This window comes from Arcticibacter tournemirensis, from assembly GCF_006716645.1.
In the GTDB taxonomy this organism is placed as follows: Bacteria; Bacteroidota; Bacteroidia; order Sphingobacteriales; family Sphingobacteriaceae; genus Arcticibacter; species Arcticibacter tournemirensis.
On record NZ_VFPL01000001.1, the window covers coordinates 512,886 to 539,430 of the forward strand.

The following is a 26,545-nucleotide window of genomic DNA, read 5'->3' on the forward strand; positions in this document are numbered from 1 at the left end:
AAAAATTGCTTTAACGAATCGAAACACCATGAAAAAATGTATTAAATCCTGGCTGTACCTGCTTGTTTTGTCTATATGCATAAATGGGTACGTTCAGGCCCAGCCTAATCTTAAGACAAAAACCGGCCGCGTTATAAATAGCGAGGTACTCCCTTTGGATACGGCAATCAAAGTAGGTAAGCTAAAAAATGGCTTTACTTATTACATTCGAAGGAATACCGAACCCAAAGAAAGGGTTCAGCTATACCTGGCAACAAAAGCAGGATCGATACTGGAGAATGAACAACAATTAGGGCTTGCTCATTTCATGGAACATATGAGCTTTAACGGGACCAAAAATTTCCCCAAAAATGAGCTGGTTAACTACCTTCAGAAGTCAGGAGTCAGGTTTGGCGCAGATCTCAATGCCTATACCAGTTTTGATGAGACAGTATACCAGCTTCCACTGCCTACAGACGACCCTGAACTATTTAAAAATGGAATGCAGATTATGCGCGACTGGGCGCAGGACGCCCTGCTTGATCCGTCTGAGATAGATAAAGAAAGAGGAGTAATATTAGAAGAAAAGCGCCTTGGTAAAGGTGCCCAGGAGCGGATGCAGAATAAGTATCTTCCTATGCTGTTCAATAACTCCAGGTATGCAAAACGCCTTCCTATCGGAACAGAGGAGGTGCTGAAAAGTTTTAAGCCTGAAACTATCCGGCAGTTTTATAAAGACTGGTACCGGCCTGAACTTCAGGCTTTGATCGTTGTTGGAGATGTAAATGTCGCCCAGGTGGAGAAGATGATCATAAGCATGTTTTCCGATCTTAAAAATCCTGCAAAGCCACTTCCTCGTACAAAATATACTATTCCGCTTCTTAATAAAAATCAGTTTATAGCAGTAACAGATAAGGAAATGCCCTATACTGTCGCCCAGGTGATGGTAAAGCACCCTGCAGCAGACTTGAAAACAACAGGCGACATGAGGAACAGTATCGTCAGAACTCTCTATAACCTCATGATAAGCGCCCGTTTCTCAGAATTAATGAAACAGGCTAACCCTCCGTTTCTACAGGGAGGAAGCAGCATCGGAGATTTCATGGCCGGACTGGATGTTGCCTCGGCTTTTGTAGTAGCCAAGCCCGGAGAGCTTGAAAGCGGGTTTAAGGCGGTGTATACCGAAATTGAGAGAGCCCGGAATTTCGGTTTTGTTGCGACAGAATTGGAACGCGCTAAACAGTCGTACATGACTTCGATGGAGGCAGCATATAAAGAAAAAGATAAAACGTCTTCTGAAAACTATGTACAGGAATACCTGAGGTTGTTTCTTCAGGAAGAGGCCAGTCCCGGGATAGATTACGAGTATAATTTTGCAAAGAATACGATAGGTGGAATATCACTGGAGGAAGTAAACGGATTAACTGCTAAATACCTTACTGATGTAAACAGGGATGTTATCATCATGGCTCCCGAGAAGGAAACTGCTACTCTTCCGGTAGAAGCTACAGTGAACGCCTGGATTCAGGCAGTGAAGCAAAGCAATATTACTGCATACAGTGATCAGGTGTCGGATAAACCGTTGTTGGCAGTTAAACCCACAGCGGGAAAAGTGGTCAGCGAAAAAAAGATTGGTGCCATAGGAGTAACAGAATTAACTTTAAGTAATGGAGTGAAGGTGGTATTAAAACCCACGGATTTTAAGAATGATGAGATTCTGATCAATGCTTTTAGTCCTGGTGGCACTTCGCTTTACTCAGATGCTGACTACCAGTCGGCTTCATCTGCGTCCTCACTTGTAGCACGCAGTGGTATCAGTGAATTTAATTCGATTCAGCTTCCCAAGCTTCTCACTGGCAAGAGAGTATCTGTAACTCCCTATATTTCCGAGCGTGCGGAGGGCATCTCCGCCTTTTCTGCGCCGAAAGACCTCGAAACCGCTTTGCAATTAGTGTATCTGTACTTTACTCAGCCACGAAAAGACGAGGAGATATTTAAATCGGTTATCCAGCAGCAAAAGGGCGCACTTGCTAACAGGGAAAATGACCCGAACAGCGTCTTTTCAGATACAATATCTGCCGTGCTGGGAAATTATAATATAAGGCGTACCGGGCCCACTCTGTCAAAAATAGAGCAAATAGATCTTGAAAAGGCCTACTCTATTTATAAAGATCGCTTTGCCGATGCCAGTGACTTTACCTTTACGTTTGTTGGCAGTTTTAAGGATCAGGAGATAAGACCGTTGCTTGAACAGTATCTTGGTGCTCTGCCTTCTTCGAAAAGGAAGGAGGAGGCTAAGGATCTTGGTATTTATCCGCCTGCGGGGGAGATTACTAAAAATGTTTACAAGGGACAGGAAGACAAAGCCACCGTACGGCTGATTTTTAGCGGTGATTATAAATACAGTGACGAAAATAATAACCGGCTGGATGCCTTGGCCGAAGTTCTTCAGATAAAGCTTATTGAGCGCTTAAGAGAAGAAGAAAGTGGTGTATACAGCCCTGGGGCTGGTGCCAGCTACAGCAAAAATCCAAGAAACCGGTATTCTGTGACTGTTGCCTTCGGGTGCGCACCAGCAAATGTTGATAAATTGGTGAATGCTACATTAGACGAAATCAATAAGATAAAACAAAACGGAGCTCAGGCTGGCGATATTGAGAAGTATGTTGCAGAAGAGAGAAGAACCACAGAAACCCAGTTAAAGCAAAATGGATTCTGGGCGGGTTACTTAACTTCAAATTATCAGTTGAATGAGGATCCTCTTAAGATTCTTACATATCTTGATTCCTTAAAGAAGATTACACCTGAAAGCCTGAAGACTGCGGCTAATGAATATTTGAGCGGTAGTAATTTGATAAAATTTGTTCTATTGCCCGAGAAGAAATAAACGAGGTTAGTTTTATAAAAACAGAACAGGCCGGTATATTAATATACCGGCCTGTTCTGTTTTTATCTCTTGTGTTATGTTAAGGTAAATATCTTGCTTCGTTTTTATAAGCTGACTATTGGTTAGTCCACGCTTGTATCTTACGACTTATTACCCGACACTAATTAGCTGTTGGTAAGGAAATCATAACGTTGTTCGAAGGCTGACTTTCATTTTTTAACCGGTCTATGGCTGTCACAACATAATAGTACGTACCGGGCCTTACGTTTTCATCTATAAAGCCTGTGTGGTTCTCGAAACTTATGTTAATGATTTTAGATCCATCCTGTAAGTTGATACTTTCATTGGAATGGAAACGGTAAACTACATATCCATACGCTGTTTCCCCATCACGAGCTCTAAGAGGTTGTTCCCAACTTAAAGAAACCCTGTTTCCCGTGACGTTGGCCTGGAGATTAAGTGGCGACTGTGGAGGAACGGCATCAAGCCATAGCATCTGCGGAGGCAGTGCCGGATGGCTATAAAAATTTTGACGTAAAGAATCCTGTATCCCGGCATAATTTAGAGTAACAGATTTAGAGCTAAAAAAAACGCCTCCCTGCACCCTATTGTTTTTTCTTGCATATCTGATCTGATCGGGGATTTGTCTCCAGTCGTTCCATCCAGCCCTTCGTTCGATGGCGCGATACGCTGCATGTCCGATATATAAGTGTTTTCCGAAAGTATTATTACTCCACCAGTCTACTAATTTCTCGTAAGGTGCAGCTCTGTAATAAAAGGGGAAATAGATCTGAGGATTTATATAGTCGAGCCATCCTTGTTGAACCCATTTCCTTGCGTCGGCATATAATGTACCATATCCGTCAAGACCGCTGCTTTCCGATCCTTCCGGATCTTGAGATCGGTTACGCCAGATACCAAAGGGGCTTATTCCGAACTTAACATATTTTTTTGCCGCGTGAATGCTATCGGAAAGGTCGTGTATTAATGTATCCACATTATGACGCCGCCAATCTGCTATATTGTCAAAATTCTTTCCGTAGGTATTAAAGGTTTGCTTATCCTGGATTACCTGATTCTTTTCCGGATAAGGATAGAAGTAATCATCAAAATGAACTCCGTCAATATCATAGTTTCTTACCACATCCATTACCACCTGTATAATATATTCCCTTACTTCCGGCAGCCCGGGGTTGAAAAGCTTTTTGCCTGCGAAGCTAAAAAACCATTCAGGATGCTTCCTGGTGATATGTTCAGAATGGATGTCCGCTGCCGCAAGGGTAGTAGATGCGCGGTATGGATTAAACCATGCGTGTAACTCCATTCCTCTTTTATGTGCTTCATTAATTGCAAACTCCAGTGGGTCATAATATGGAGTGGGCGCCTGTCCCTGCCTGCCGGAAATAAACCTGCTCCAAAGTTCCCTGCCTTTTCCATAAAAAGCATCCGAAGCCGGCCGTACCTGTAATATTATGGCATTTATACCATTTTTCTTATGCGCGTCAAGAATTTGAATAAGTTCCTCCTGCTGTTTCCCTGCAGAAAGTCCCGGCCTGGATGGCCAGTCGATATTAGCAACGGTTGCAACCCATACACCTCTGAATTCTCTTTTTGGATGCAACTCATCCGAGTTGACTTGTGATAAAGCCGTGGAAATTACAGCACAAAAGATAATCATCACCAGCCAGAATCTTAAAAACATATATCTTTTATAATTATAAAATTTAATGGAATATCCCTTTAACAATGTCGTTGCCCGTTTCTCTTTCTAATCCAGAAAGTGTATTTGGGCAAAGATAATTAAACAATCTTTATAAGATATTATTATGAGCACAAGCGACTTTCTCCTAATCAGAGAATGCCAGATAAATAATTTTCAAGGCCAATAAGCTTTGTTTAGAGCAAACGTTAGAGTAAGTATAATTAACTAATGAAATTTAAAGCTTTCCTAAAATATTATATTTGTCTTTTCGCGGGTATAAAGTGATGGATGATAAATATTGGATGTCTATACCGCTGCGTTGCCCGAATATAAGCTTGAAACTAAAAAATTATGGAAAATACTCAATACGAGCCGGCTACCAGAAAAGATTCGAATAAAGTTTATTTTTTGATCCTGGTTATTGTTGCTCTTCTTGGAACGAATGCTTACCTGTTCTTCAAAGACAAAAAGGCAAGTGATAAGATCGTTACGCTTACTGATGAAAAGTCGCGTATGGAGATTGAGATTGATAAGATTGAGGCTGAATTGGATAAGGCAAATACGAACAACGTGAAGCTTTCGTCAGAAATGAAAGAAAACCAGGAGCTTGCCAGGCAGAAAATTAATGAACTGCGTGAAGAGCTCAGAAAAGGCAAACTGACGCAGGGACAACTTGCAAAAGCCCAGGAAGAAGTTAAACAATTACGTTATTTCGTATCAAAATATACTTCTGATTTAGCCGGTCTTCAAAAAAAGAACCAAGCGCTGATTTCTGAAAGGGATAGCCTGAAAACGACGGTGGCAAATGTCAGCGAACAAGCAAGCCGCCTGGAACAACAGAACAGCGAGTTAAACAGCAAAGTGAAAGTTGCTGCCGCTTTAAAGTCAGGAGCCATTAATATTACGCCTGTTAAAGTCAGGAATAATGGCAAAGAAACAGAAGTAAGTCGTGCAGGATCGGCCAAGAAGCTTCGGATCAGTTTTACGATAGCAGATAATCCGATCTCAGAAAAAGGTATGCATGACATTTTCGTAAGAATTGTTGATCCGACAGGAAATCTGATCGTTTCTGATAACGGCAGTTTATTTACTGCCGACGGGGATGACCTGCAGTATACCTACAAAACAGCCATCGAGTTTGATAATGCGCAAGGCAAGGTCTTCAATATTGACTGGACAAATCCTGGTCCTTTCCAAAAAGGAACATACACCGTTATTCTTTATTCTGATGGCTACACAATGGGTACGTCTAAAGTGAACCTGAAATAAAGACGTGCGCTGCCACTTTAAGCAAGTGGCAGAATAATATGAAACGTTGTGCCTCTGCCGGGTTCCGTTTCAAAATGAATAGATCCGAGCATATTTTCTACAGCTTGTTTAACAAAGGCAAGACCCAGGCCAGTTCCTGAGCTCTTAGTTGTAAAATTAGGATTGAATATCTTTTCACGCAATTCTTCAGGTATGCCTTTGCCGTTGTCGCTCACATTTATAATAACGTTTCCTGAAGAGAGGGACAGGTTAATGCCGATAATCTTTTCACGACTTTCAGGGATGGCCTCGATAGCGTTTTTTATAAGATTATTAAATATCCTTAGAAGATGGTCTTTACTACCGTTCACAAATATTTCTTTTTTAGGATAAGTGAATTGGATGTCGGGTCCCACAGATTGGAACGCTTCCATTGATTTTTCTATCATATCAACGAGGTTGATGCTTTCGAATGGAGTATCAGGCAACTTCGCAAAGTTAGAAAACTCAGAGGCTATCAGCGACAGGCTCTCGATCTGTTCGATGAACGATTTACTGAACTTTTCAAACTTCCTGTTAAAGTTTACATCGTTTTCTTTCCATGATTTTTCCAATAATTGAACGCCAAGTTTCAGGGGGGTAAGCGGATTTTTTATTTCATGGGCCACCTGTTTAGCCATCTCTCTCCATGCCGACTCCCTCTCGGACCGTGCCAGCTTCTTAGCACTCTCCTCAAGTGCAATAATCATATGATTATATTCTTTTATCAGGCTTCCTATTTCATCATTACTTTTCCATTCTATGGGTTCATTTTTACCGTCGATTTTTATTTCACTTAAACTCTTACCCACCAGCGTGAGAGGGTAGGTTATCTGATTTGCCAGGAAAATCGCGAAAAGAACAATTACAACTAATACCAAAGCATATACATTAATTAGGGTATTCAAATATTGCCCAATCCGCTGATCGTAATCGCTTTCATTCGAGAAGTAAGGTAACCCAAGGTATGCAATAGTCTCATTCCGGCTGTTTCTTACAGGTTTATATGCGGCAATAAATTCCATCCGTCCTACCTGTTCAACGTTAAGGAATTCTGAACGCTGATATCGGCTCATATAGATATAAGCAAAAGCGTTCATCCTGGGTTCCAGAAAACCGTATTCGTAAATTTTATTTTGGGTAGTAAAAACAAGTTTTCCCTGTACGTCAAAAAGATTCAGATCGGTAGCATTAATATCAGCAAAGGCATGAAGGGCCTCTTCGTTATCGGCGAGCGATCCTTGATTAAACATTTTGTTTTTCTCTAATCCATTGTTGATTTGATTTACCTTTTTTACTACATCGTCTTCCAGTTGCTGTCTGAATTGTTTGCTGATGCTTATATAGGTGATCAGGCCAACGATCAGAAGTGTGAAAATAATCCCGGCTACCAGCGATGCCTGTATTCGTGTCCGGTATAATATTCTGTTACGCGAAACCAGGTAAGTCCATTTGTTTTGTTGGAGACGGAACGTATCATCATGTAAGATAGTCCATATTTGATGTATGACAATTATTAATGCCGACAAGCCTGTCATCACCAGGAAAAGGAACGATACAGACGCCAGCTTCATTATCCAGGTCGTTACCGGCAGGCTTACAACAATTACCTTTTTGTAGTTTGGTTTATAAATGAGGTGATTATATCCATTTTTTTCAATGAATACAAAGTTTTTGTCTTTGCCCTTGAAATCATTGTTTACCAAATTGTAAATGTAAGTCCCATTTTGATTGAGCAGGCGGTCGTTGAGATAGAAAGCAAAAGAATAATTATCAAGATCTTTATCTGCGTTCATCTTGCTGTCAACCAGAATTTCGGGCACAGAGCCAGGGTCCTTAAATGTTTTTGACTTTAAGGTAATGATAAGCGTTCCGACCTGGAGGTCGCCGTCCTTTATCGGAAGAATTGCGAAATAATGCTGGAACCCGAAAGTATTATTGATTCTATAGAAATTCTCCGACACTTTTATTGAGCCCGCGAGAACAAGATTTTTAAAAAGATCAATACTTGCTATATCTTTTGAGGTTTCCTGTTGACCGTTTTTATAGGTAAAGACCTCAAAGTCATACCGGGCGAGGTAGCCTTCAAAATATAATTTCTGAAGCTTGCTTCGAAGCGCAACATTGTCTACCTGAGGCTGCTTGAAATAGTCTGTTATTGCGTCGTCTTTACGTATTTCCTGCTCGAGCGAGAAGAACAGAAGCACTGCGTTCGGGTCATCTGCCGATTCAAGTTTATAAGCGATAATCTTTCTTTGTTCCCGCTCTTTTAAAAATTGAAATGAAGAAAGTTTTATCGATGCGATTATAGCAAACAGAAGCACAACGAACAGAAAACTTAAAAATTTGTAACGTTCATTATTGGTATAGAACTCCCATCCTCTAATGAAAACGATTGTACTGAAAAGAAGAATATACAGGCTATAATCGTGAAATACTATTTGCATGATTATAATCAACATAAGCCCGGCGATAAATATCCTCAGTCTATGTGGATTTGTTAATGGAAGAGTTTTTCCTATTGCCAGCAGTATTTCAAGTACAAGGTAAAGATTAAAAGCTCCGATAAACATCAAAAGAATCCCTACCCAGCTGTAACTGTCGAGGTAAAGGATATTTGTAAGGTCAAAATTTATATTTGATTTAGTTACGAGGTTGTAGAAAACGTCGCTTTGCTGGTTGGCGATCAAATAGATTATAAGACCCAATAAGACAAAAATAATTCCCCCTGCTGTCTTGCTGACAGGTTTGTTTGAGAGCTGAATTTTAAAGCGATAGCTATAAACAAAGCATAGAAACCAACTTACTAAAACCGTACTTAAGACAAAGTCGCCTAACGACCTTAGAAAATATCCTCCAGAAAAATGTCGTGGATCAAAGATGCTGATGTTAAAGTAAGTATCAAGAACAGGAAACTGCAGCGAAAGAAGTTTTATTCCCAGGAAGTATGAGAAGAAAATGGCTATAGCTGATTTTATATAACTTTTCGAGGCAAGAAGAACGCATAAGTAGTTTACAAAAATAGTAATCAGCAGCGCGGCCAGCATAAACATTAATAGCTCGAGTTTTGAATAAAAGCTATTGGTGACCGACGATTTCAGCTTAACAGATATGATAAACTGGCCATCGCTATTTTTGATATTGTACACCCGTATATCGTCAAGATCGGCTACTTCGAGGTTGTTTTCTTTAATCAGGTCGGGAGCGAAGGTGTTCTTAAGATATTTATTTTGGAAAGGATACTCTGCTTTTATTGGAATAATACAAACAACGGAGAAACTGCCAGAAGATTTTTTGATTGCTTCATACCAGCCATTTTGCGTTTTGATTCGGTTGCTTCCATCTTTGAGGCCGGCGTCGGTGGCGGGGGCAATTCTATTAGCTCCCCAGAAAACCAATTGATTGTTGTAGTATGTATGAAGATAGATAGAACGTTTATCCCTGAAATCTTTTATTAATCCTGCTGCCACCTGCGGATTATTGTGAATAGTTCGGAGCGAATTAAAGTTAACTTTATTGTTTAAAAATCGCTTTACAAAGACTTCCTTTTTGTGAAGATTGGTCTCAATGGTTTTTGCATCGAGCTCCAGGATTTGGTTTTTGTTAAATGTAAAATGAATGGAGACTGCTGTAACTGCAAAGCCAACGGCGAGGAAAAAAAGAAGGAGTCTTATTTTAAACAGAGCACTCACAGAGGAAGTTTTAATGTAGCTTGAGAGAGTAACAAGCGGATACAGGCTCTGTTTTTTTATTTGCCTGTATCCGGTCGATAATTAACAATACTATCAAACGCTATGCTTTAGCGCTTATCGTTTCTACTGAGCGATCCACTTTCTTTACTAGTCCCTGAAGAACATTTCCCGGACCAACTTCCGTAAAAGATGTCGCGCCGTCTTCTAGCATTCTCTTTACTGTTTGTGTCCATCTCACAGGCCCGGTTAGCTGTGCTATCAGGTTTTGTTTAATGATTTCTGGGTCAGTATGAGGTTTAGCATCAATATTCTGATAGATAGGGCAAATCGGCGGTTTGACTTCAGTAGCATGGATTGCGTTTTCTAATTCCACCCGTGCAGCTTCCATTAAAGGTGAATGAAATGCACCGCTTACGTTCAGCTTCAAAGCGCGTTTAGCACCTCTTTCAGTAAGAAGGATGCATGCTTTATCCACACCTTCAATACTGCCTGAAATAACCAATTGCCCGGGGCAATTATAATTTGCAGGTACTACAATCTCGCTTACCATCTGACATACTTCTTCAACAGTATAATCATCAAGACCCAGAATTGCTGCCATCGTTGAAGGCTGAATTTCGCAGGCCCGTTGCATGGCGTTTGCACGTGCAGACACAAGTCTTAATCCGTCTTCAAAAGTTAAGGCGCCTGCTGCGACCAGAGCAGAAAATTCCCCTAATGAATGTCCTGCCACCATATCGGGTTCAAAATACCCACCAAGAGAACGGGCAAGAATAACAGAATGTAAGAAAATTGCAGGCTGCGTTACGTTCGTTTGTTTTAGTTCCTCTTCGGTACCGTCGAACATGATATCAGTGATCCTGAATCCTAAAACTTCATTCGCCTTTTCAAACAATTCTTTCGATTTTGGATCTTCATACAGATCCTTGCCCATGCCGGGAAACTGAGATCCTTGTCCGGGGAATATATATGCTTTCATATGCTTTTTATCCATTCAGTTTATTTATTATTGGGTTAAAGATAACGTGACTTATTATTTTTTAAAAGGCGCCTCGCATGTCCTGCTTAATCGAGACTCGCTGTAATCAGTCTCAAAAATTCGGCCCTGGTTCTTTCATTTGCAAATGCACCTGTAAAGGCTGAAGTAGTTGTTACCGAGTTTTGCTTCTGGATACCCCGCATAGACATACATAAATGCTTGCATTCAATAACTACCGCTACACCCATCGGTTGCAACGTCTCCTGAATGCAATCTCTTATCTCATTTGTGAGCCTTTCCTGTACTTGCAGCCTTCGTGCGTACGCTTCAACAACACGGGGGATCTTACTCAGCCCTACAATATGGCCGTTAGGAATATAAGCAACGTGCGCTTTGCCGAAGAACGGAAGCAGGTGATGCTCACACATGGAATAGACCTCGATATCCTTTACAACCACCATCTGGCTGTATTCTTCCTTGAACATGGCGCTCTTTAAAATTTCATGTGGCTTCAGATCGTAGCCATGTGTGAGAAATTGTAAAGCCTTAGCCACACGTTCAGGAGTCTTTAATAAGCCGTCCCGTGACGGGTCTTCTCCCAAATCAGAAAGTATTTCACTGTAATGAGACGCTATTCGTTCAATTTTAACAGCATTATACCGGTCAATTTTAACGTATCCATCCAACTCGTTTTCTTCAGCCATGTGATTTATCTCTTTCTCTTTCATTTTTTATAATGCTGGCTCTTCGCCGTAATATTCTACAAAATTATTCTCCGTTTCAACTAATTTAACCTTGTAAAGAGTTACTGATCGTTGTTCCAGCGGCCCTTTTAACTGATTGAAGATCTCCACCGTCATAACTTCGGTAGAAGCCATTTTGCCGCGCATAAAATCGACATCAAGGTTCACGTTTTTGTGATCCAGTTTATCCGTAATACAAGTCCGGATAAGGTCCTTTAGTGTTTTCAGATCGATAAGATAACCGGTCTCCGGATTAATCTCACCCTTTACCGTTACATAAAGTTCGTAATTATGTCCATGCCAGTTAGGATTAGAGCACTTTCCAAAAACCTCAAGGTTTTTTTCATCGCTCCATTCTTCTCTGTATAGCTTATGGGCTGCGTTAAACTGTTCTCTTCGGGTAATGTATATCATTTAAATTTAATAAAGTATACAAATATACTTAAATCTCCCAGCATGCCTTACCTTCAAAATCAGGCAATACGTATCTTCGCATCATGAAACTGCTGTTTGTATCTGCTACTTTGGAAGAAATTAAACCCCTTATGGAAACGTTTGATTTCGGAGAAGGAGAGAATACGAGGAACGGTCATGATATTACAATCCTGGTTACGGGGGTGGGGATGGTTAGCACCGCTTATTCCCTGGGAAATATACTTGCGTTGCGTAGCTTCGATATGGCCATTAACGCAGGTATCGCAGGCAGTTTTCAGCGATATTTAGAGATTGGTAAGGTGGTTAAGGTAATTGAAGATTGCTTTTCCGAGCTAGGCGCAGAAGATGACAGTGCTTTCCTGTCCATAGATCAGATGGGGTTTGGCCGGAGTTGTGAAACCTCTATTGCTTGCGAAACATTAGAAACCCTTACCCCGCATCTGCAAACGGTTTCGGCTATTACCGTAAACAAAGTGCATGGCAATGATGAAAGTATTCAAAGCACAGTTGAAAGGATAAATCCCGGGATAGAAAGCATGGAAGGTGCCGCCTTTTTTTACGCCTGTCGGTTTAATGAGCTGCCTTGTCTTCAAATCAGGGCAATATCAAACTATATCGAGCGACGAAACCGGGAGTCGTGGAATATCCCTCTGGCCGTTGCCAGTCTGAATTATGAACTCATTGCCCTCTTAAATAAAATAGTATGAAATTAACGCTTGGATTCTCACCATGTCCCAATGATACCTTCATTTTTGATGCTTTGATCCATCATAAAATTGATACAGAAGGCTTGGAGTTTGAGGTGTTTTACGACGATGTCGAAACGCTTAACCATAAGGCATTTCAGGCTAGGCTGGATATTACAAAACTTAGCTTCCATGCGTTTGCATACGCCGTTAAGGATTATGTCCTTCTCGATGCAGGCAGCGCTTTGGGCTTTGGCGTGGGCCCGCTCTTGATTTCAAAGAAAGATCTCGCTGCTTCCGACCTTCAGGAGGTGCGGTCTCCCTCGCACAACCCGCAGCCCGCAACTCACAACCCACAACTTAGGGTTGGCATTCCCGGAAAGTTCACAACTGCCAACTTCCTCTTAAGCCTCGCATTTCCTAATCTTACAAATAAAACGGAGTTTGTTTTTTCAGACATCGAGGACGCCTTGCTGCGCGACGAAATTGATCTTGGTCTGATCATTCACGAAAACCGGTTTACATATCAGAATAAGGGGTTAAAGAAAATTATAGATCTTGGAAGCTATTGGGAGGAGACAACCGGATGCGCTATTCCCCTTGGAGGGATCGTAATTAAGCGAGATTTGCCCGACGATCTGAAGCATAAGGTAAATCGTATCCTGCGTAAAAGCGTGGAGTATGCATTTGAAAATCCGGCATCGGGAATAGATTTTATCCGGAAGCATGCTCAGGCAATGGATGAGGAAGTGATGTATAAACACATCGAACTTTATGTAAACAAATATTCAGTAAATTTGGGGCCTGAAGGCCGGAAAGCTGTCAGGCTTCTTTTTGATACCGCTTTATCAAAGGGAATAATACCCCAGATAGACGAAAGCATTTTTTTATAAATAATAATCCCGTTGAGGGAAAGAAACTATGATTATAATCACCGGAGCTGCAGGATTTATCAGCAGTTGTTTAGTACAGAAACTGAACGATGAAGGCTATTACGATTTAATATTGGTTGATGATTTCTCTGATGAGAAGCAGAACAAAAACTTCGAGGGCAAGCGCTTCTCGAAGCTGGTAGACCGTTCTGAATTTATTCCGTGGTTAACCGCAAATCATTTACATGTACAGTTTGTGTTTCATCTCGGAGCCCGTACAGATACTACCGAGTTTGACTATGCTCTCTTAAATGAGCTGAACCTCGAATACTCTAAAGATGTTTGGAATTGCTGCGTTGAGTTCGGTCTGCCTTTAATTTATGCATCGTCTGCCGCAACTTATGGTCTGGGAGAAAATGGTTATGAGGATGATGAGAGTAAGATCAATCTTCTAAAGCCTCTCAATCCTTATGGTGAGTCAAAGAACGAATTCGATAAATGGGCTTTGCAGCAGGAAAGGAAACCTTATTTCTGGGCCGGACTCAAGTTTTTCAATGTCTACGGACCTAACGAATACCACAAAGGCAGAATGGCGTCTGTTATATTCCATACCTATAATCAGATTAGGGATACAGGTAAAATGAAGTTGTTTAAGTCTCATCGTCCTGACTTTAATGACGGTGAGCAAATGCGCGACTTCGTTTTCGTTAAGGATGTAACTGAAGTTTTATACTTTTTGATGCATCACCGTAAGGATGCCGGTATTTATAATCTGGGTTCGGGAAAAGCACGTACTTTTTACGATCTGGCAGCAGCTACCTTTAAAGCTACGGGGAAAGAGCCGGATATATCCTTCATTCCCACGCCTGAAGATATAAGAGATAAGTATCAGTATTTTACAGAGGCAAAAATGGACAAACTCCATTCTATAGGCTATCATAAACCTTTTCATACATTGGAAGAGGGAGTGCATGACTATGTCACAAACTACCTGATCCCTAATAAGTATTTATAATTCTTCCTTCATCCCGCGTAAGCTCTTAACGCTTAAACGGGATGAAATACCAGATGTTATAACGGAGACACCTGTCACCGTAAAGAAAATCAGTATGAAGTCGGTCACCTTAAGACCTACGGGGTACGATTCTGTAATAGCGTTCCCTTCGGCCATCTTAATAAACCCATAATGCTGTTGAAGGAGACAGAATATAAGACCCGCCAGCATACCCGAAATACAACCGGTTAAGGCAATCATCATGCCTTCAATGAAGAATATTTTGCGGATCAGAGCTGTACCGGCTCCTATGCTGCTTAATATAGCAATGTCCTTTTTCTTATCCAGCACCAGCATTGTTAAAGAGCCTACTATGTTAAACACGGCAATAATCAGTACAAAGGTTAAAATGATGAAAATAGCCCATTTTTCGGAGTTCAGTATCTTATAAAGAAGTTCATTTTGCTGAACCCTGTCTTTGATTAAAAACGCATCACCCAGCTTTTTCGACACTTCGTCATGAAATTTGTCTACTGATTCCCCTTTCTTCAGGTATATTTCAATGGAAGATATGTTCCTTTCTTCTTCCAGCAGATCACGTGCGAAGTTCATGGGGACAATCACGGTTTCATCAAACTGTTGCTGTATCTGAAACACGCCGGCAGGGTGGATGCTTTTCACGACAAATTCATCTGCGGGATTAATCGAATTTCCAGCTCCCTTCCGGGGGGAATAAATCATAAGATCGCTGAATTGGTCGTTTACGTTCAGACTCAGGTACGACTGTACGAGTGATCCCACCACAGCATAATTTGTTCCGCCTTTCTTTAGCGTGAAACTACCTTCAATGATGGTGCTGTCCAACTGATAACGTCTTAGAAAATCGTTGCTTACCCCCTTAATGACGCCAATATACTGGCCGTCTTTGTATCGTATCAAGGCTTTTTCCTGGAGTACCTCTGTGTAGTTCTCAATTCGTTTATCGCGTTTCAGTTCTGAAAAATAAGGTCCTTCAGGATAAAACGTTTTACCAATGGAGGGCTCAATCCTTATTTCAGGAGTGAAGGTGTTGTACATCGAAAGTACTACATTTTCAAAACCGTTAAAGACGGAGAGAATTACGATCAGAGCGGCGCTTCCTACAAATACGCCAAGTACAGATATTCCCGAAATAATATTAATAGCATTAAGAGATTTTTTTGAAAAGAGGTACCTTTTGGCGATATAGAAGGAAGTATTCATCTATTTGTCTCTTAAATGCAATTGTATATTTGTTAGGTCTTAAAAACGCTAAGTCAAAAACGGGTTGTACTGTTTTTCGTCCCCTATATTGGTTTCCGGCCCATGACCAGGGTAAACAATGCAGTCGTCGGGTAGTTTGAAAAGTCTCTCTTGAATACTGTTAATCAGCTGCTGGTAGTTCCCTCCAGGCAGGTCCGTTCTGCCGATACTACGGTAAAATAACACGTCGCCCCCTATAATGAAATTATCAGCCGGACTGTAAAAACACAAATGAGCAGGTGAATGTCCGGGGGCATAGATAAGCTCAAGCTCGCTTTTTCCAAAGGATATACTTCCGCTTTCGGGGAGATACTTTTGCGGAAGGGGCGAAAGTTCATAACGTATGCCCATTGGGGCTGCGTATGCGGGTGCAGATTCAAGCACAGGCAATTCACCTTCATTAAAGCAGGGAAGCAGGCCGTATCTGTCGTGTATAAATTTGTTGCCTAATATATGATCAATATGGCAGTGGGTATTCAGAAGTAGAACTGGCTTGAGTCCCTTACTCTGCACATAGTCGGTTACGTCATTCTGTTCGTATCCTGAATACATTCCTGGGTCTACAATAATGCACTCACCTGTTTCGTCAGACAGGATGTAAGTATTCTCTTGAAATGGATTACATACGAATGATTTTATCTGGATCATACACTCAAAAATATTATTAATTTCATTAATACCACTAATGTTCTCTCAGCCGACAGCGGCCGAACCCAGTGGCGATATTATTTCCAGGTAAAGGACTTGATCATTACATCAATATCTTTCTTAACAAAATCAAGTACTGGTTTGATAGAGTCTATCCTGGGCGCCTCATTGAAATAAAGTGCCCCGCGAAGGTAATGCCGGGTGCTGTCTGTAAGGAAAAACTGCACGGATGATGCTGTGTTGCCTTCTATTGTATAGTAAACTCCATAGACCTTCTTTTGGGGATACATGATTCTTGCCTCGTCAATTGAGGTCGCCTTTACCGTATGCTTAAACGCAAAGGTTCTCGAATCCTCCACCAGCTCGTTAAAAACCTTCTGCGAAGTAACCGGATGATAGCTTAGGTGTATCTTACCATTAAGCTGAGGAAAATCGATGTTTATCCAGCAGGGTTGCGCATCGCGCGAGCTGTCACGTAGTATTCTCGAGTAGGTTGGGTATTTGAACGTATAAGGGCAGGGGCCGCTATATTCCTGGTAAGCTTTCGCCGGGAATTGAAGTCGGTAGAAACCTCTTGGTTTGGGTGAATAACTATCATCTCCGCACGAATTGCAGGAAGTAAGCGCCACGGACAGCAGGCAAAGAAGCACTGCAAAATTTATCCGTTGTTCCAGATTTCCCATGATCTTTCAGCTTGGAGATGCAGCATTTCCTCACCGTTCTTTATCGTAGCTCCCATTTCTTTACCGCGTTTCAGAAATTCAGTTTCGTCAGGATTATAAATCAAGTCGTAAAGCAGGTGATTAGAGGTAATATACTCGTAAGGAATGTCGGGATATGTTTCGACAGCCGGAGACAGACCCAGGGGTGTAGTATTGATAATGAGCAAACGGTCCGACATTAAGTTCCTATTTATATCGGAATATGTTATTTGTTTTCTGGCTTTGCGTCTGGATACGATTTTATAATCAATGCCAAGTCTCGAAAGAGCGTAAGCAACTGCCCTTGACGAGCCTCCGCTTCCGAGCACAAGTGCTTTGTTGTGATGCTTTTTTAATAAAGGCTTCAGCGAATTTTCGAAACCATAGCAATCTGTATTAAAGCCTTCCAGTCTTACTTTTGTTGATGAAAGCTCGCCAGTAAAAAAGGATTCTACCGGTTTTTGCTTTATTATTTTTATACAGTTAACTGCATCAATAGCCTTCGCTGCCGGATCAATTTTGTCGAGGTAAAACATTACACCTATCTTATGCGGAATAGTAACATTTAAGCCACACAGATCAGGATTAGAGGTAATCAGCTTTTCAAAATCGCTAAGGGTTTCCAAAGGGAACAATTCGTAAGAACAATCCGTTAACCCTTCTTTTTCAAATTTCTCCTGAAAATACTTGCCAGAGAAAGAATGGCTCAATGGATAGCCTATCAGCCCGAACTTCTTCATATATTCTTGTAACCTGATGGAGGCTAAATTGTGTTAAGGAAATGATTAAAGGTGTCACCGCGTAAACCTAACCGTATAGTTTCCAGGGGAATAACTTCTGCGGGGGCTATATTACCAAGGTTCACATTCGCACCGATTAATTTTATAAACCACACCTGTTGACCCTTCTGAGGCGCTTCCCATATAATTTTTTCTTCAGGAATTTGAGTGAGAATTTCGTCAATCAAGCCCTCCCTAACTTCTCCTGAATCTCTGTATATGCCTACGTTACCTCCTTCACGCGATTCTGCTATCAGTTTCCAGGAACCAGCTTCAAGCTCTGCTTTCATCATTTTGATCCATTTATAAGGAGCAAAGATCTTTTGGGCATCCTTTGAGCCAACCTCTGAAATAACGGTAACCTGACTACTGAGCAATGAGATGTAGTTGCATTTTTCTTCATGAGGAATTTCTATAGATCCATCAGAGACCTCGGCATACCGCAAATCATATTTGTCCAATACCCGGCGATAGTCGTCGAACTGGCCGCGGATAGCAAATGCTTCGAATAACGTGCCACCAAAGTAAACAGGGATACCGGCATTCTTATACACTTTAATCTTGTCGCCAAGATTGGGAGTTACATACGAAGTGGCCCATCCTAATTTGACAAGGTCAATATGGGGGCCTGCTACTTCAATTAAATTTTCAATTTCCCGAACGCTTAAGCCTTTATCCATTACCATCGTTACTCCCTTTTCCCGGGGCTTTATACTGCGGTCAGGTATATTCTTTAAACTGAAATTCATCATATGGCGCAAATCTCAAAAAAAAATCCAATACTATTCTTACGTATTGGATTTTTTATTAAAACTTTTTTAACAGGCATTTTCAGATCAGATACTTGTTAATGATATCAATAATGATTTTGTTATCCTGGATTTGGGGCAGGTACTCGAACAAAATCTCATGCTTAGCGGGGTCAATTCTGAGCGCAATTTCCAGAAAGTTTAATGCTTCGTTATACTTCCCGTCAGCAAACAGGTATGCAACCATTCTGTAATATAGTTCTGCTGCATCCGGGTTATTTTTAATAGCCTCTGATATCGTTTCTGTTGCCCGGTCTAATTTTTTTTGTTCATATAAGATAGAGGAGAAATCAAGCCATGCCTCAATATCTATAGGGTTGAGTTCTAACACTTTTTCATAAGCTCTTTCTGATTCTTCCAGTCGGCCTAGTTTGTAATGAGCATCTGCTATTGCGAACCAGTAATCCGGATTTTCATCGTCGAGGGCGAGAGCTTTTTTATAAAAGTGCAGCGACTCAAAATAACGGTCCTCGAAGTCCAGTGTAACCCCAATCCCAAACCAGGCATCTGAAAGTTTTGTATCTAACTTCACTGCCTTTTTATAGAAAGAACGGGCTTCCTCCATATGCTCGAGCTTTTCGTAACACTCTCCAATAGCACAATAAGTGTCAGCATTGGGTGGTTCATATTCAAAAGTTTGTTTATAAACCTCTATTGCATCGGTAAACTTATCCAGATGAATAAGCGAATTACCCTTATTGAAGTAAGCCGACGCAAAGTTTTCTTTAATAAGTATCGCGTAGTCGTAGGCATCGATCGCTTTTTCAAACAAATTCAGCTTATGGTAGGCGTTACCCAGGTTATACCAGGCTGCATACGAATAAGGCTCATTATCGATGTATTGCTTATAAAATTGAATACTTTCTTCCTGCTTATCAAGCACGTCATAGCAGAAAGCCAGCTCGTACAGAGCATCCTGATTTTCCATGTTCTGTTCAAGACATCTTTTCAGATTCCTGATAGCACTGTCATAATCGCCGGTACTTTGATAAACGAGAGCAATCAGCAACAAGATTTCATCAGTGTTTTCGGCAAGTTCAAGTGCTTTCTCGTAGTTTTCAAGCGCTTCATCCGGCCGGTCGAGAACTTCAAATATATTACCCCTTATCAGGTAGATGTCGGCCTCAGAACGCTCAAGCATTTCTGCTTTATCAAGCGATTCAAAAGCGCTATCAAGCTGGTTCGTAGCTACATAAAGCTGTGCCTGCTTGATAAAAAATACTGCTGCAAAAGGATGTTGATTTACTGCATATTCTACAACCTGTAGGGCTTTTATAGGGTCGTTTTTCTCAATATAATAATCTATGATGCTTTCAAATGCCTGGGAATCAAAAAAGTACTGATCCTGATTCCGGATCATCTCTTCATATCGCTCCACTGAAAACTTTGGATCTTCAGAGAATTCAAATTCAAAATCTTCTTCCATTAATATAAAATTTAAGAACGGCTTCTTTTGCAGAATGTATTAACAGAACCTTAAATCTATCCCGATTTAATTTGACATTAAGTTAGCTAATCTCGGGATCCTGTCGTTTGCTTAGTTTTCAACATCCTGGTAGAAATTGATTAAATAACTAAAAGACAGGTTTGTAACATTTTGTTTTTGTGGATAAGTTAAATTCTTCTGCGCCTTCTTTCCTTCTGATTTTAATAAATATAGCAAAAAATATTCAATTAACCATTGTGTATGTATTTTCTTCATTCGGGGATAGCGGTCATAACTTTTTATATTCTATCCCGTAAACTGATGACCGGCAAATTGTATAAGTTTGCTTTCGCCAATATCCCGATTTTTGTTCTTCAGGATATACGGTTTGCTTATATTAACGTTATAATACAATATTAAATATGTCACCTTCTGAAGTAAATAAAAAGTGGAGCGAGTTACAGGGAAAAATCGCCCTTGATTTTGATACCGAAAAGCCGGATATCAAGGTAATGCTTTTCCTTATCGGAGTTCAGGAACTAGGGAAAGGCCCCCGTAAGTTTTCGAAACGTCAAAAAGAAGAACTGATGCATATTGCCAACTGTCGGCTTTTCAGTGAACTTGGCTTTTATGAGCTGGAAGGCGTTGATCAGGATGGCTGGCCACATTGGAAGCTTGTGAAACAAATCCCCAGTTACACACTTCTTGAGCAGGAAATGCTTATGAAGTCGCTTATTGTTACTTATTTTGAAGACTATTTTAGAGATTAATCCTGGAAAGAAACTTACACAATCACATGCCAATGTACTACAAGCGACCTTTTGCCTTTAAACCGATTCTCATATTGTTTTTATCTTTCGTTCTGGGCAGCTCTTTTGGCGGCGATCGGAAAGAAACAGGCATTTTTGACTTTTTAAAAAAGCCACGGAATCAGTATGTCCTTATAAAAACAGATAAAGGAGAATGTATTGTCAGGCTATATAATGAAACGCCTAAGCACAGGGATAATTTTGTCAAGCTCGTAAAGAAAGGTTTTTACAACGGCACGCTGTTTCATCGGGTAATTAAATCCTTTATGATACAGGGTGGCGATCCCGATTCAAAACATGCTAAACCCGCTCAACTGTTGGGCGAAGGCGACCTGGGTTATCAGATCCCGGCTGAATTTAACCCTGGCATTTTTCATAAGAAAGGAGTGATTGCAGCGGCGAGGGACGATAACGCAGCAAAGTCTTCAAGCGCATCGCAGTTCTACCTGGTTCAGGGTAAAGTATATACAGACGAAGAGTTAAATGTTGTTGAAGAGAAGCGGTTAAAGGGACGTAAAATTCCGCCGGCCCAGAGGCAGATATATAAAACGATTGGAGGGACTCCTTTCCTTGATCAGAATTATACGGTATACGGCGAAATCGTAAAAGGAATTGAGATGGTTGACTCAGTTGCTTCTGTTCCAACCGACGGTAACGACCGTCCTCTTAGTGATATTAGCATTCAAATGAGACTGCTTAAAAGGAAGGAAATAAAGAAATTGGAAAAGGAACTGGCTCAAGAGAACTTCAGAAAAAAGCTGATCATGTGATAACGGGAAACCGTGCACTTGTGAAAAACTACGATTTTGCCGGCAGCCTGCGGCAGATTTATAAATAAGGCTTATACAGCTCTCTTATCATCAACGATTACGAATAATGAAGATAATTACGTATAATGTAAACGGAATCCGATCAGCTCTCGGAAAGAACTGGCTCAGCTGGTTACAGGCAGCAGATCCGGATGTCGTTTGTTTGCAGGAGATAAAAGCGTCACCCGAACAGCTTACCGATTTGTTTCTTTTGGAACAGCTTGGTTATGAACATTACTGGTACCCTGCGCAAAAGAAAGGGTATAGCGGAACTGCTATTTTAACAAAGAGAACTCCCCGTCATGTCGAATATGGTTGCGGGCACTGCGACTACGATTTTGAGGGGCGAATGATAAGGGTCGACTTTGACGATGTTTCGGTAATGAGTACCTATTTCCCTTCAGGATCGAGCGGCGACATCAGGCAGGAGTTCAAATATCGCTTTCTCGACGATTTCCAGTGCTATATTGATCAGTTAAAAGGGGAATATCCCCGATTGGTAATATCAGGAGATTATAATATTTGTCATAAGCCTATAGATATACACAATCCCAAGTCGAACGCCAATTCTTCAGGATTTCTCCCTGCCGAACGCGAATGGATGGAGAACTTTATCAATACCGGTTTTATTGATAGTTTCAGGTTTTTTAATCCCGACCCTCATCATTATACGTGGTGGAGCTTCAGGGCAGGGGCCAGGAAGAAAAATTTGGGCTGGCGTATCGATTACAATATGGTGAGCAGCGAGCTTGAGTCAAAACTCAAAAGATCTTCAATTCTTTGCGATGCAGTTCATTCTGATCACTGCCCCGTGCTGCTGGAATTGGAAATGTAACCGAAGAGCCGGAGTTTTAATGCTTTCCGAAGCTCCAGATCTTGTCTGGTGTAATGCACAAATCCAACGGGATATCGTGATCTTCTGCTTCTATGCTTTCTTCAGGAGGAAAGAAAGAAACGCCAGCTTTTATTATACCCGGCTTGCATTCGGAGAGGAAGCGGTCATAAAAGCCTTTTCCATAGCCCAGGCGGTTTCCCTCCCGGTCAAAGGCCAGAAGGGGAATAATTACCATATCAATAAGCCCGGGAGAGATCTCTTCCCCTTGCTCAGGCTCTGTTATGCCCCAGGCATTCATCGATAAGGGAGTTTCTTCCAGCCACAGAATATGGCGGAGGGTATATTTTTTCAAATCGCTTTTAGGCAAGACCAGAGAAATACCAGGATATTGCTCCCGTATTTTTTTTACCAGAAGAAGACTGTTGAACTCGTGCTTCCCCACCATGGGATAGAATAGGTGCAGATACTTTATTCCTGATAGAGAAAGCAATGAAAATTGGCGTACTATGGCTATACTCAGGCTGTCAACATCGCCGGGGCTAAGCTCATTTCGTTTTTGTTCGTACCATTTTCTCAGGTGCTGCTTGTCCATATTAGAAACAAAAAACGGTCTTAAATACCATTAAGACCGTTTTCAAATCAAAACTTTATATAACGGGGATTATTTTACACGTTCTATATATTCACCAGTGGTAGTGTCAACTCTAACCTTTTCACCCTGGTTTATAAACAAAGGAACACGGATCTCAACGCCTGTTTCTACCGTAGCATATTTTAATGCGTTAGTAGAAGTGTCGCCCTTAACAGCTGGCTCTGTGTAGGTAATTTCCAACTCAACACTTGCCGGAGCTTTAGCCATTATAGGTTCATCGCTTTCGAAAGCAACAACGACGTTCATCCCTTCTTTCATGAATTTAGCAGCCTCTCCGAATAGGAATTTTGGAATATTGTATTGTTCGTAAGTGCTGTTATCCATCACAACGAAGAAATCTCCGTCCTCATAAAGGTACTGATAATCATTCGTTTCCACTCTGCAAATCTCGACTTCTTCATCGGTACGGAAGCGATATTCTACAAGTTTGCCCGTTTTAACGTTGCGCATCCTGGCCTGATAAAAAGCGCGGAGGTTGCCGGGGGTCCGGTGTATAAACTCCTCTACCGTTACCAATTCACCATTAAAACGCAAGATATTGCCATTTTTTATGTCCGAAGCTTTTGCCATACAAATTTCTTAGGTTACTAAAGCCAAAGATAAAATATTTTTTCCAAAAGAATGGCCGGGGTAATACATCCCCATGCCCACGCAGGGACATTACAGATGATCAGGGTTTTTGTAATTGCTGATATGGATATGCCGCTCACAGTAAGCATACTCATATTCCTGATTGGAGCAGACAATGAGGGTTCTTCCCTTTGTAAAATCTTCTATCAACGTATTATACCATTTAATTCCCTGGCTATCCAGGTTGGAAGCAGGTTCGTCCAAAAGCAGAACCGGGGTATCAGAACAAAAGGCCAGGGCAAGTTTAGTACGTTGTTTCATTCCGGAAGAAAAATGCTTAACCGCTTTATTTCTTGATTTTTCGAAGCCCAGCAGGTCTATCACAGAATCTTTACTAAGTTGATTAAGGTAACGTTTAAAGCCAAAATGGAAATCGAGAAGTTCGGATAACGTAAATTCCTCAATAAGTTCCATATAAGGAGCTGCCATGCTGATATGGCTGTAGACAGAATCGGTATCTATTGAATTAGATGTGTTCCAATAAGTAACCTTTCCTTCAGATGGGCTAAGGTTGCCGGAAACAATCTGTAAAAGCGTAGACTTTCCCGAACCATTAGGACCTAATACAGCATATGTCTTACCTTCCTCGAAAGTGTAATCTATTCCTCTGAAGATCCACTCCCGGTTAAAGCGCCGGCCAATGTGTTCCAGTTTTATTTCCATCAGAAAGTTTTAAGGCGGTCCACACTTATCCGGCACACAAGATAGCTTCTGTGGCTGTTAAGCCCCACTAAAGCCCTTCATGATCCCACGGTTGGAATTCCTTATGAAATCTAATATCTCGTCTCTTATTTCGGTTGGTTGATGCTCTGCTTCAATAATATCTAAAGCTGTACCAATATTATACTTCTTAACGAACAGGGTCCTGTAAATATCTTGTATCTCATTGATCTGTTCAGAAGAATAACCTCTGCGGCGTAGCCCTACTGAATTTATACCGACGTAGGACAGAGGCTCTCTTGCAGCCTTAACGTAAGGAGGAACATCTTTTCTTACCAGAGAACCACCGGTGATGAAAGCGTGGGAACCTACTTTGCAAAACTGATGAATAGCAACAAGGCCTGCGAGTACAACATAGTCGCCTATAGTAATATGGCCGGCAAGGGTTGTACTGTTTGAGAATATACAGTTATCGCCAACTTCGCAGTCGTGCGCAATATGGCAGTATGCCTGAATCAGGCAATTTTTGCCCACAACCGTTTTCCATTTATCTTTAGTACCCCTGTTGATGGTTACACATTCGCGGATCGTCGTATTATCGCCAATTTCAGCGGTTGTTTCTTCGCCTGCAAACTTGAGATCCTGAGGTATTGCCGAAATAACAGCTCCCGGAAAGATACGGCAGTTTTTGCCAATGCGGGCGCCGTCCATGATAGTCACGTTCGGACCTATCCAGGTTCCTTCGCCGATTTCAACGTTCTTATTAATAGTAACAAAGGGTTCAATAACAACGTTGTCGGCAATTTTTGCCTGGGGATGAATATATGCTAAGGGTTGGATCATTCTTCTGTATTTTTAACTTTAACAATTTGGGCCATGAGTTCGGCCTCTACCACAACTTTTTCTCCAACCATACCTATTCCCTTCATCTGGGCTATGCCCCGACGGATAGGGGTAATAAGGTCGCATCTGAAAATTACTGTATCGCCCGGCGTAACCTGCGCTTTGAATCTGGCATTTTCAATCTTTAAAAAGAGCGTAAGCCAGTTCTCGGGATCGGGTACCGTATTTAAAACGAGGATTCCTCCGGTTTGTGCCATTGCCTCAATTTGAAGTACTCCTGGAAAAATAGGAGAACCTGGAAAATGGCCCTTGAAAAACTCTTCGTTCATTGTGACGTTCTTCACGCCAACCACATGGTTTTTCGTTAGTTCAATGATCTTGTCAATCATTAAAAACGGTTGCCTGTGGGGCAGAATATTCATAATCTGAACGGTATCGTAAACAGGAGGAGTGGTAGGATCATATACCTTCACTGTTTTTTTACTGCGTTCTTTTTTTATCTGAGCCTTGATTTTCTTCGCAAAGGCAACATTTGCAGCATGACCTGGTCTGGCAGCCATAATATGGCCTTTTAAAGGAACCCCTACAAGCGCCAGGTCGCCAATCATATCTAATAATTTGTGCCTTGCCGGTTCATTCTGATGGCGGAGTTCAATATTGTTTAAAATACCTTCGCGGGCAACATCGATATCTTCGCGGTTGAAGAGAGTGGCCAGATGTTTTAACTCTTCTTTACTAACTTCCTTATCCACCACCACAATGGCGTTGTTTAAATCGCCCCCCTTGATGAGGTTGTGCTCAAGCAGCATTTCAAGTTCGTGAAGAAAGCAAAAAGTACGGCTCGACGAAATCTCTTTTTTGAACTCCGATATGCTGGTGATGGCAGCATGCTGACTGCCAAGTACAGGCGAGTTATAGTCAATCATGCATGTAAAGCGATAGTCTTCTTCGAGGGGCATCGCCACCATTTCAACACGACGGTCGGGTTCTGTATAATGAATGTTATATGGAATGTGATAATACTCTCTTTCGGCTTCCTGCTCAATAATTCCGGTTCTCTCAAAAGCTTCTATGAATTCAATGGAACTTCCGTCCATTATTGCTGTTTCAGGCCCATCAAGCTCGATCAGTACATTATCAATCTGAGCCCCAACAAGAGCCGCGAGAACATGCTCAACGGTACTTACGCTGGCGCCGTTCTGTGAAATAGTTGTTCCTCTTGAAGTATCCGTAACATTGTCTACGTCAGCTTCAATAACTGGCTGACCTTGTATATCGACTCTTTTAAACTTATACCCATGATTTTCGGGAGCCGGTTTAAAGGTCATATTTACAGGTTGTCCTGTATGCAATCCGGTTCCTGAAACAGTTATTTCACTCTTTATAGTTCTTTGTTTAACATTCATG

24 protein-coding genes are annotated in these 26,545 nt (G+C 41.3%); 8 read left to right on the forward strand and 16 right to left on the reverse strand.

Annotated features, from left to right (window positions below; all coding sequences use genetic code 11):
- Positions 1 to 28 precede the first annotated feature (28 nt).
- On the forward strand, positions 29 to 2,866 hold the full coding sequence (locus BDE36_RS02200) for a M16 family metallopeptidase (RefSeq protein ID WP_141813579.1): 2,838 nt from the start codon (positions 29 to 31) through the stop codon (positions 2,864 to 2,866).
- Positions 2,867 to 3,026: 160 nt separating this feature from the next.
- Here BDE36_RS02200 and BDE36_RS02205 read toward each other — a convergent pair whose 3' ends face one another.
- On the reverse strand, positions 3,027 to 4,568 hold the full coding sequence (locus BDE36_RS02205; RefSeq protein WP_141813580.1) for a glycoside hydrolase family 10-like protein: 1,542 nt from the start codon (positions 4,566 to 4,568) through the stop codon (positions 3,027 to 3,029).
- 351 nt (positions 4,569 to 4,919) lie between these two features.
- On the opposite strand from BDE36_RS02205, the gene BDE36_RS02210 reads away from it, so the two are divergent.
- The gene (locus tag BDE36_RS02210; RefSeq protein WP_141813581.1) at positions 4,920 to 5,837 is read left to right on the forward strand and encodes a hypothetical protein; all 918 of its coding nucleotides are present in this window, start codon (positions 4,920 to 4,922) and stop codon (positions 5,835 to 5,837) included.
- A gap of 17 nt (positions 5,838 to 5,854) precedes the next feature.
- On the opposite strand, the gene BDE36_RS02215 is transcribed toward BDE36_RS02210, so the two are convergent.
- From BDE36_RS02215 to BDE36_RS02230, 4 genes are all read right to left on the reverse strand, one after another.
- Positions 5,855 to 9,547 carry a sensor histidine kinase gene (locus BDE36_RS02215; protein ID WP_141813582.1) on the reverse strand — a complete coding sequence of 1,231 codons (3,693 nt, stop codon included), beginning with the start codon at positions 9,545 to 9,547 and terminating at the stop codon, positions 5,855 to 5,857.
- A 100-nt stretch (positions 9,548 to 9,647) separates the two neighbouring features.
- Positions 9,648 to 10,526 carry an ACP S-malonyltransferase gene (gene fabD / locus BDE36_RS02220; RefSeq protein ID WP_128768047.1) on the reverse strand — a complete coding sequence of 293 codons (879 nt, stop codon included), beginning with the start codon at positions 10,524 to 10,526 and terminating at the stop codon, positions 9,648 to 9,650.
- Positions 10,527 to 10,612: 86 nt separating this feature from the next.
- Positions 10,613 to 11,254, reverse strand: coding sequence for a GTP cyclohydrolase I FolE (gene folE, locus BDE36_RS02225; protein ID WP_170205909.1), 642 nt, complete (start codon positions 11,252 to 11,254; stop codon positions 10,613 to 10,615).
- A gap of 3 nt (positions 11,255 to 11,257) precedes the next feature.
- On the reverse strand, positions 11,258 to 11,683 hold the full coding sequence (locus BDE36_RS02230) for a 6-pyruvoyl trahydropterin synthase family protein (RefSeq protein ID WP_128768046.1): 426 nt from the start codon (positions 11,681 to 11,683) through the stop codon (positions 11,258 to 11,260).
- An 83-nt stretch (positions 11,684 to 11,766) separates the two neighbouring features.
- Here BDE36_RS02230 and mqnB point away from each other — a divergent pair, with 83 nt between their 5' ends.
- Genes mqnB through rfaD form a run of 3 tightly spaced genes read left to right on the forward strand, consistent with a single transcriptional unit; the run spans position 11,767 to position 14,277 of the window.
- Positions 11,767 to 12,411: a futalosine hydrolase gene (gene mqnB / locus BDE36_RS02235; RefSeq protein WP_128768045.1), complete on the forward strand. Its 645-nt coding sequence runs from the start codon at positions 11,767 to 11,769 to the stop codon at positions 12,409 to 12,411.
- Positions 12,408 to 13,283 (forward strand): menaquinone biosynthesis family protein, encoded by an 876-nt coding sequence (locus tag BDE36_RS02240; protein ID WP_141813583.1) that lies wholly within the window; start codon positions 12,408 to 12,410, stop codon positions 13,281 to 13,283. Before mqnB ends, BDE36_RS02240 begins: the two co-directional genes overlap by 4 nt.
- Positions 13,284 to 13,311: 28 nt before the next feature.
- A complete protein-coding gene (gene rfaD, locus BDE36_RS02245) occupies positions 13,312 to 14,277 on the forward strand; it encodes an ADP-glyceromanno-heptose 6-epimerase (protein ID WP_128768043.1) in 966 nt (321 codons plus the stop codon).
- On the opposite strand, the gene BDE36_RS02250 is transcribed toward rfaD, so the two are convergent.
- From BDE36_RS02250 to BDE36_RS02275, 6 genes are all read right to left on the reverse strand, one after another.
- A complete protein-coding gene (locus BDE36_RS02250) occupies positions 14,272 to 15,498 on the reverse strand; it encodes an FtsX-like permease family protein (RefSeq protein ID WP_141813584.1) in 1,227 nt (408 codons plus the stop codon). The genes rfaD and BDE36_RS02250 overlap by 6 nt on opposite strands.
- Positions 15,499 to 15,546: 48 nt before the next feature.
- Positions 15,547 to 16,185 (reverse strand): MBL fold metallo-hydrolase, encoded by a 639-nt coding sequence (locus BDE36_RS02255; protein WP_141813585.1) that lies wholly within the window; start codon positions 16,183 to 16,185, stop codon positions 15,547 to 15,549.
- A 77-nt stretch (positions 16,186 to 16,262) separates the two neighbouring features.
- Positions 16,263 to 16,868, reverse strand: a complete 606-nt coding sequence (gldD, locus tag BDE36_RS02260) for a gliding motility lipoprotein GldD (RefSeq protein ID WP_141813586.1) — start codon at positions 16,866 to 16,868, stop codon at positions 16,263 to 16,265.
- On the reverse strand, positions 16,844 to 17,626 hold the full coding sequence (locus tag BDE36_RS02265) for a shikimate dehydrogenase family protein (protein WP_141813587.1): 783 nt from the start codon (positions 17,624 to 17,626) through the stop codon (positions 16,844 to 16,846). The genes gldD and BDE36_RS02265 overlap by 25 nt, the downstream gene beginning before the upstream one ends.
- 23 nt (positions 17,627 to 17,649) lie before the next feature.
- Positions 17,650 to 18,414, reverse strand: a complete 765-nt coding sequence (locus BDE36_RS02270) for a phosphosulfolactate synthase (protein WP_128768229.1) — start codon at positions 18,412 to 18,414, stop codon at positions 17,650 to 17,652.
- Positions 18,415 to 18,496: 82 nt separating this feature from the next.
- Entirely contained in the window at positions 18,497 to 19,900 is a 1,404-nt protein-coding gene (locus tag BDE36_RS02275; RefSeq protein ID WP_141813588.1) for a tetratricopeptide repeat protein, read from the reverse strand.
- A gap of 422 nt (positions 19,901 to 20,322) precedes the next feature.
- Here BDE36_RS02275 and BDE36_RS02280 point away from each other — a divergent pair, with 422 nt between their 5' ends.
- The 3 genes from BDE36_RS02280 (at position 20,323) to BDE36_RS02290 (ending at position 22,353) form a co-directional block, all read left to right on the forward strand.
- A complete protein-coding gene (locus BDE36_RS02280) occupies positions 20,323 to 20,670 on the forward strand; it encodes a hypothetical protein (protein WP_141813589.1) in 348 nt (115 codons plus the stop codon).
- Between the two features lie 32 nt (positions 20,671 to 20,702).
- Positions 20,703 to 21,479 carry a peptidylprolyl isomerase gene (locus BDE36_RS02285; protein ID WP_141813590.1) on the forward strand — a complete coding sequence of 259 codons (777 nt, stop codon included), beginning with the start codon at positions 20,703 to 20,705 and terminating at the stop codon, positions 21,477 to 21,479.
- 106 nt (positions 21,480 to 21,585) lie between these two features.
- Positions 21,586 to 22,353, forward strand: a complete 768-nt coding sequence (locus BDE36_RS02290; protein WP_141813591.1) for an exodeoxyribonuclease III — start codon at positions 21,586 to 21,588, stop codon at positions 22,351 to 22,353.
- A gap of 16 nt (positions 22,354 to 22,369) precedes the next feature.
- On the opposite strand, the gene BDE36_RS02295 is transcribed toward BDE36_RS02290, so the two are convergent.
- The 5 genes from BDE36_RS02295 to BDE36_RS02315 all read right to left on the reverse strand — a co-directional run bounded on the left by BDE36_RS02295 (position 22,370) and on the right by BDE36_RS02315 (position 26,544).
- Positions 22,370 to 22,945, reverse strand: a complete 576-nt coding sequence (locus tag BDE36_RS02295; protein ID WP_141813592.1) for a 5-formyltetrahydrofolate cyclo-ligase — start codon at positions 22,943 to 22,945, stop codon at positions 22,370 to 22,372.
- A gap of 69 nt (positions 22,946 to 23,014) precedes the next feature.
- A complete protein-coding gene (efp, locus tag BDE36_RS02300; RefSeq protein ID WP_128768033.1) occupies positions 23,015 to 23,575 on the reverse strand; it encodes an elongation factor P in 561 nt (186 codons plus the stop codon).
- Between the two features lie 90 nt (positions 23,576 to 23,665).
- Positions 23,666 to 24,298, reverse strand: coding sequence for an ABC transporter ATP-binding protein (locus BDE36_RS02305; protein ID WP_141813593.1), 633 nt, complete (start codon positions 24,296 to 24,298; stop codon positions 23,666 to 23,668).
- Between the two features lie 57 nt (positions 24,299 to 24,355).
- Positions 24,356 to 25,138 (reverse strand): acyl-ACP--UDP-N-acetylglucosamine O-acyltransferase, encoded by a 783-nt coding sequence (lpxA, locus tag BDE36_RS02310; RefSeq protein ID WP_128768031.1) that lies wholly within the window; start codon positions 25,136 to 25,138, stop codon positions 24,356 to 24,358.
- A complete protein-coding gene (locus BDE36_RS02315; protein ID WP_141816473.1) occupies positions 25,135 to 26,544 on the reverse strand; it encodes a bifunctional UDP-3-O-[3-hydroxymyristoyl] N-acetylglucosamine deacetylase/3-hydroxyacyl-ACP dehydratase in 1,410 nt (469 codons plus the stop codon). Before BDE36_RS02315 ends, lpxA begins: the two co-directional genes overlap by 4 nt.
- Position 26,545 lies beyond the last annotated feature (1 nt).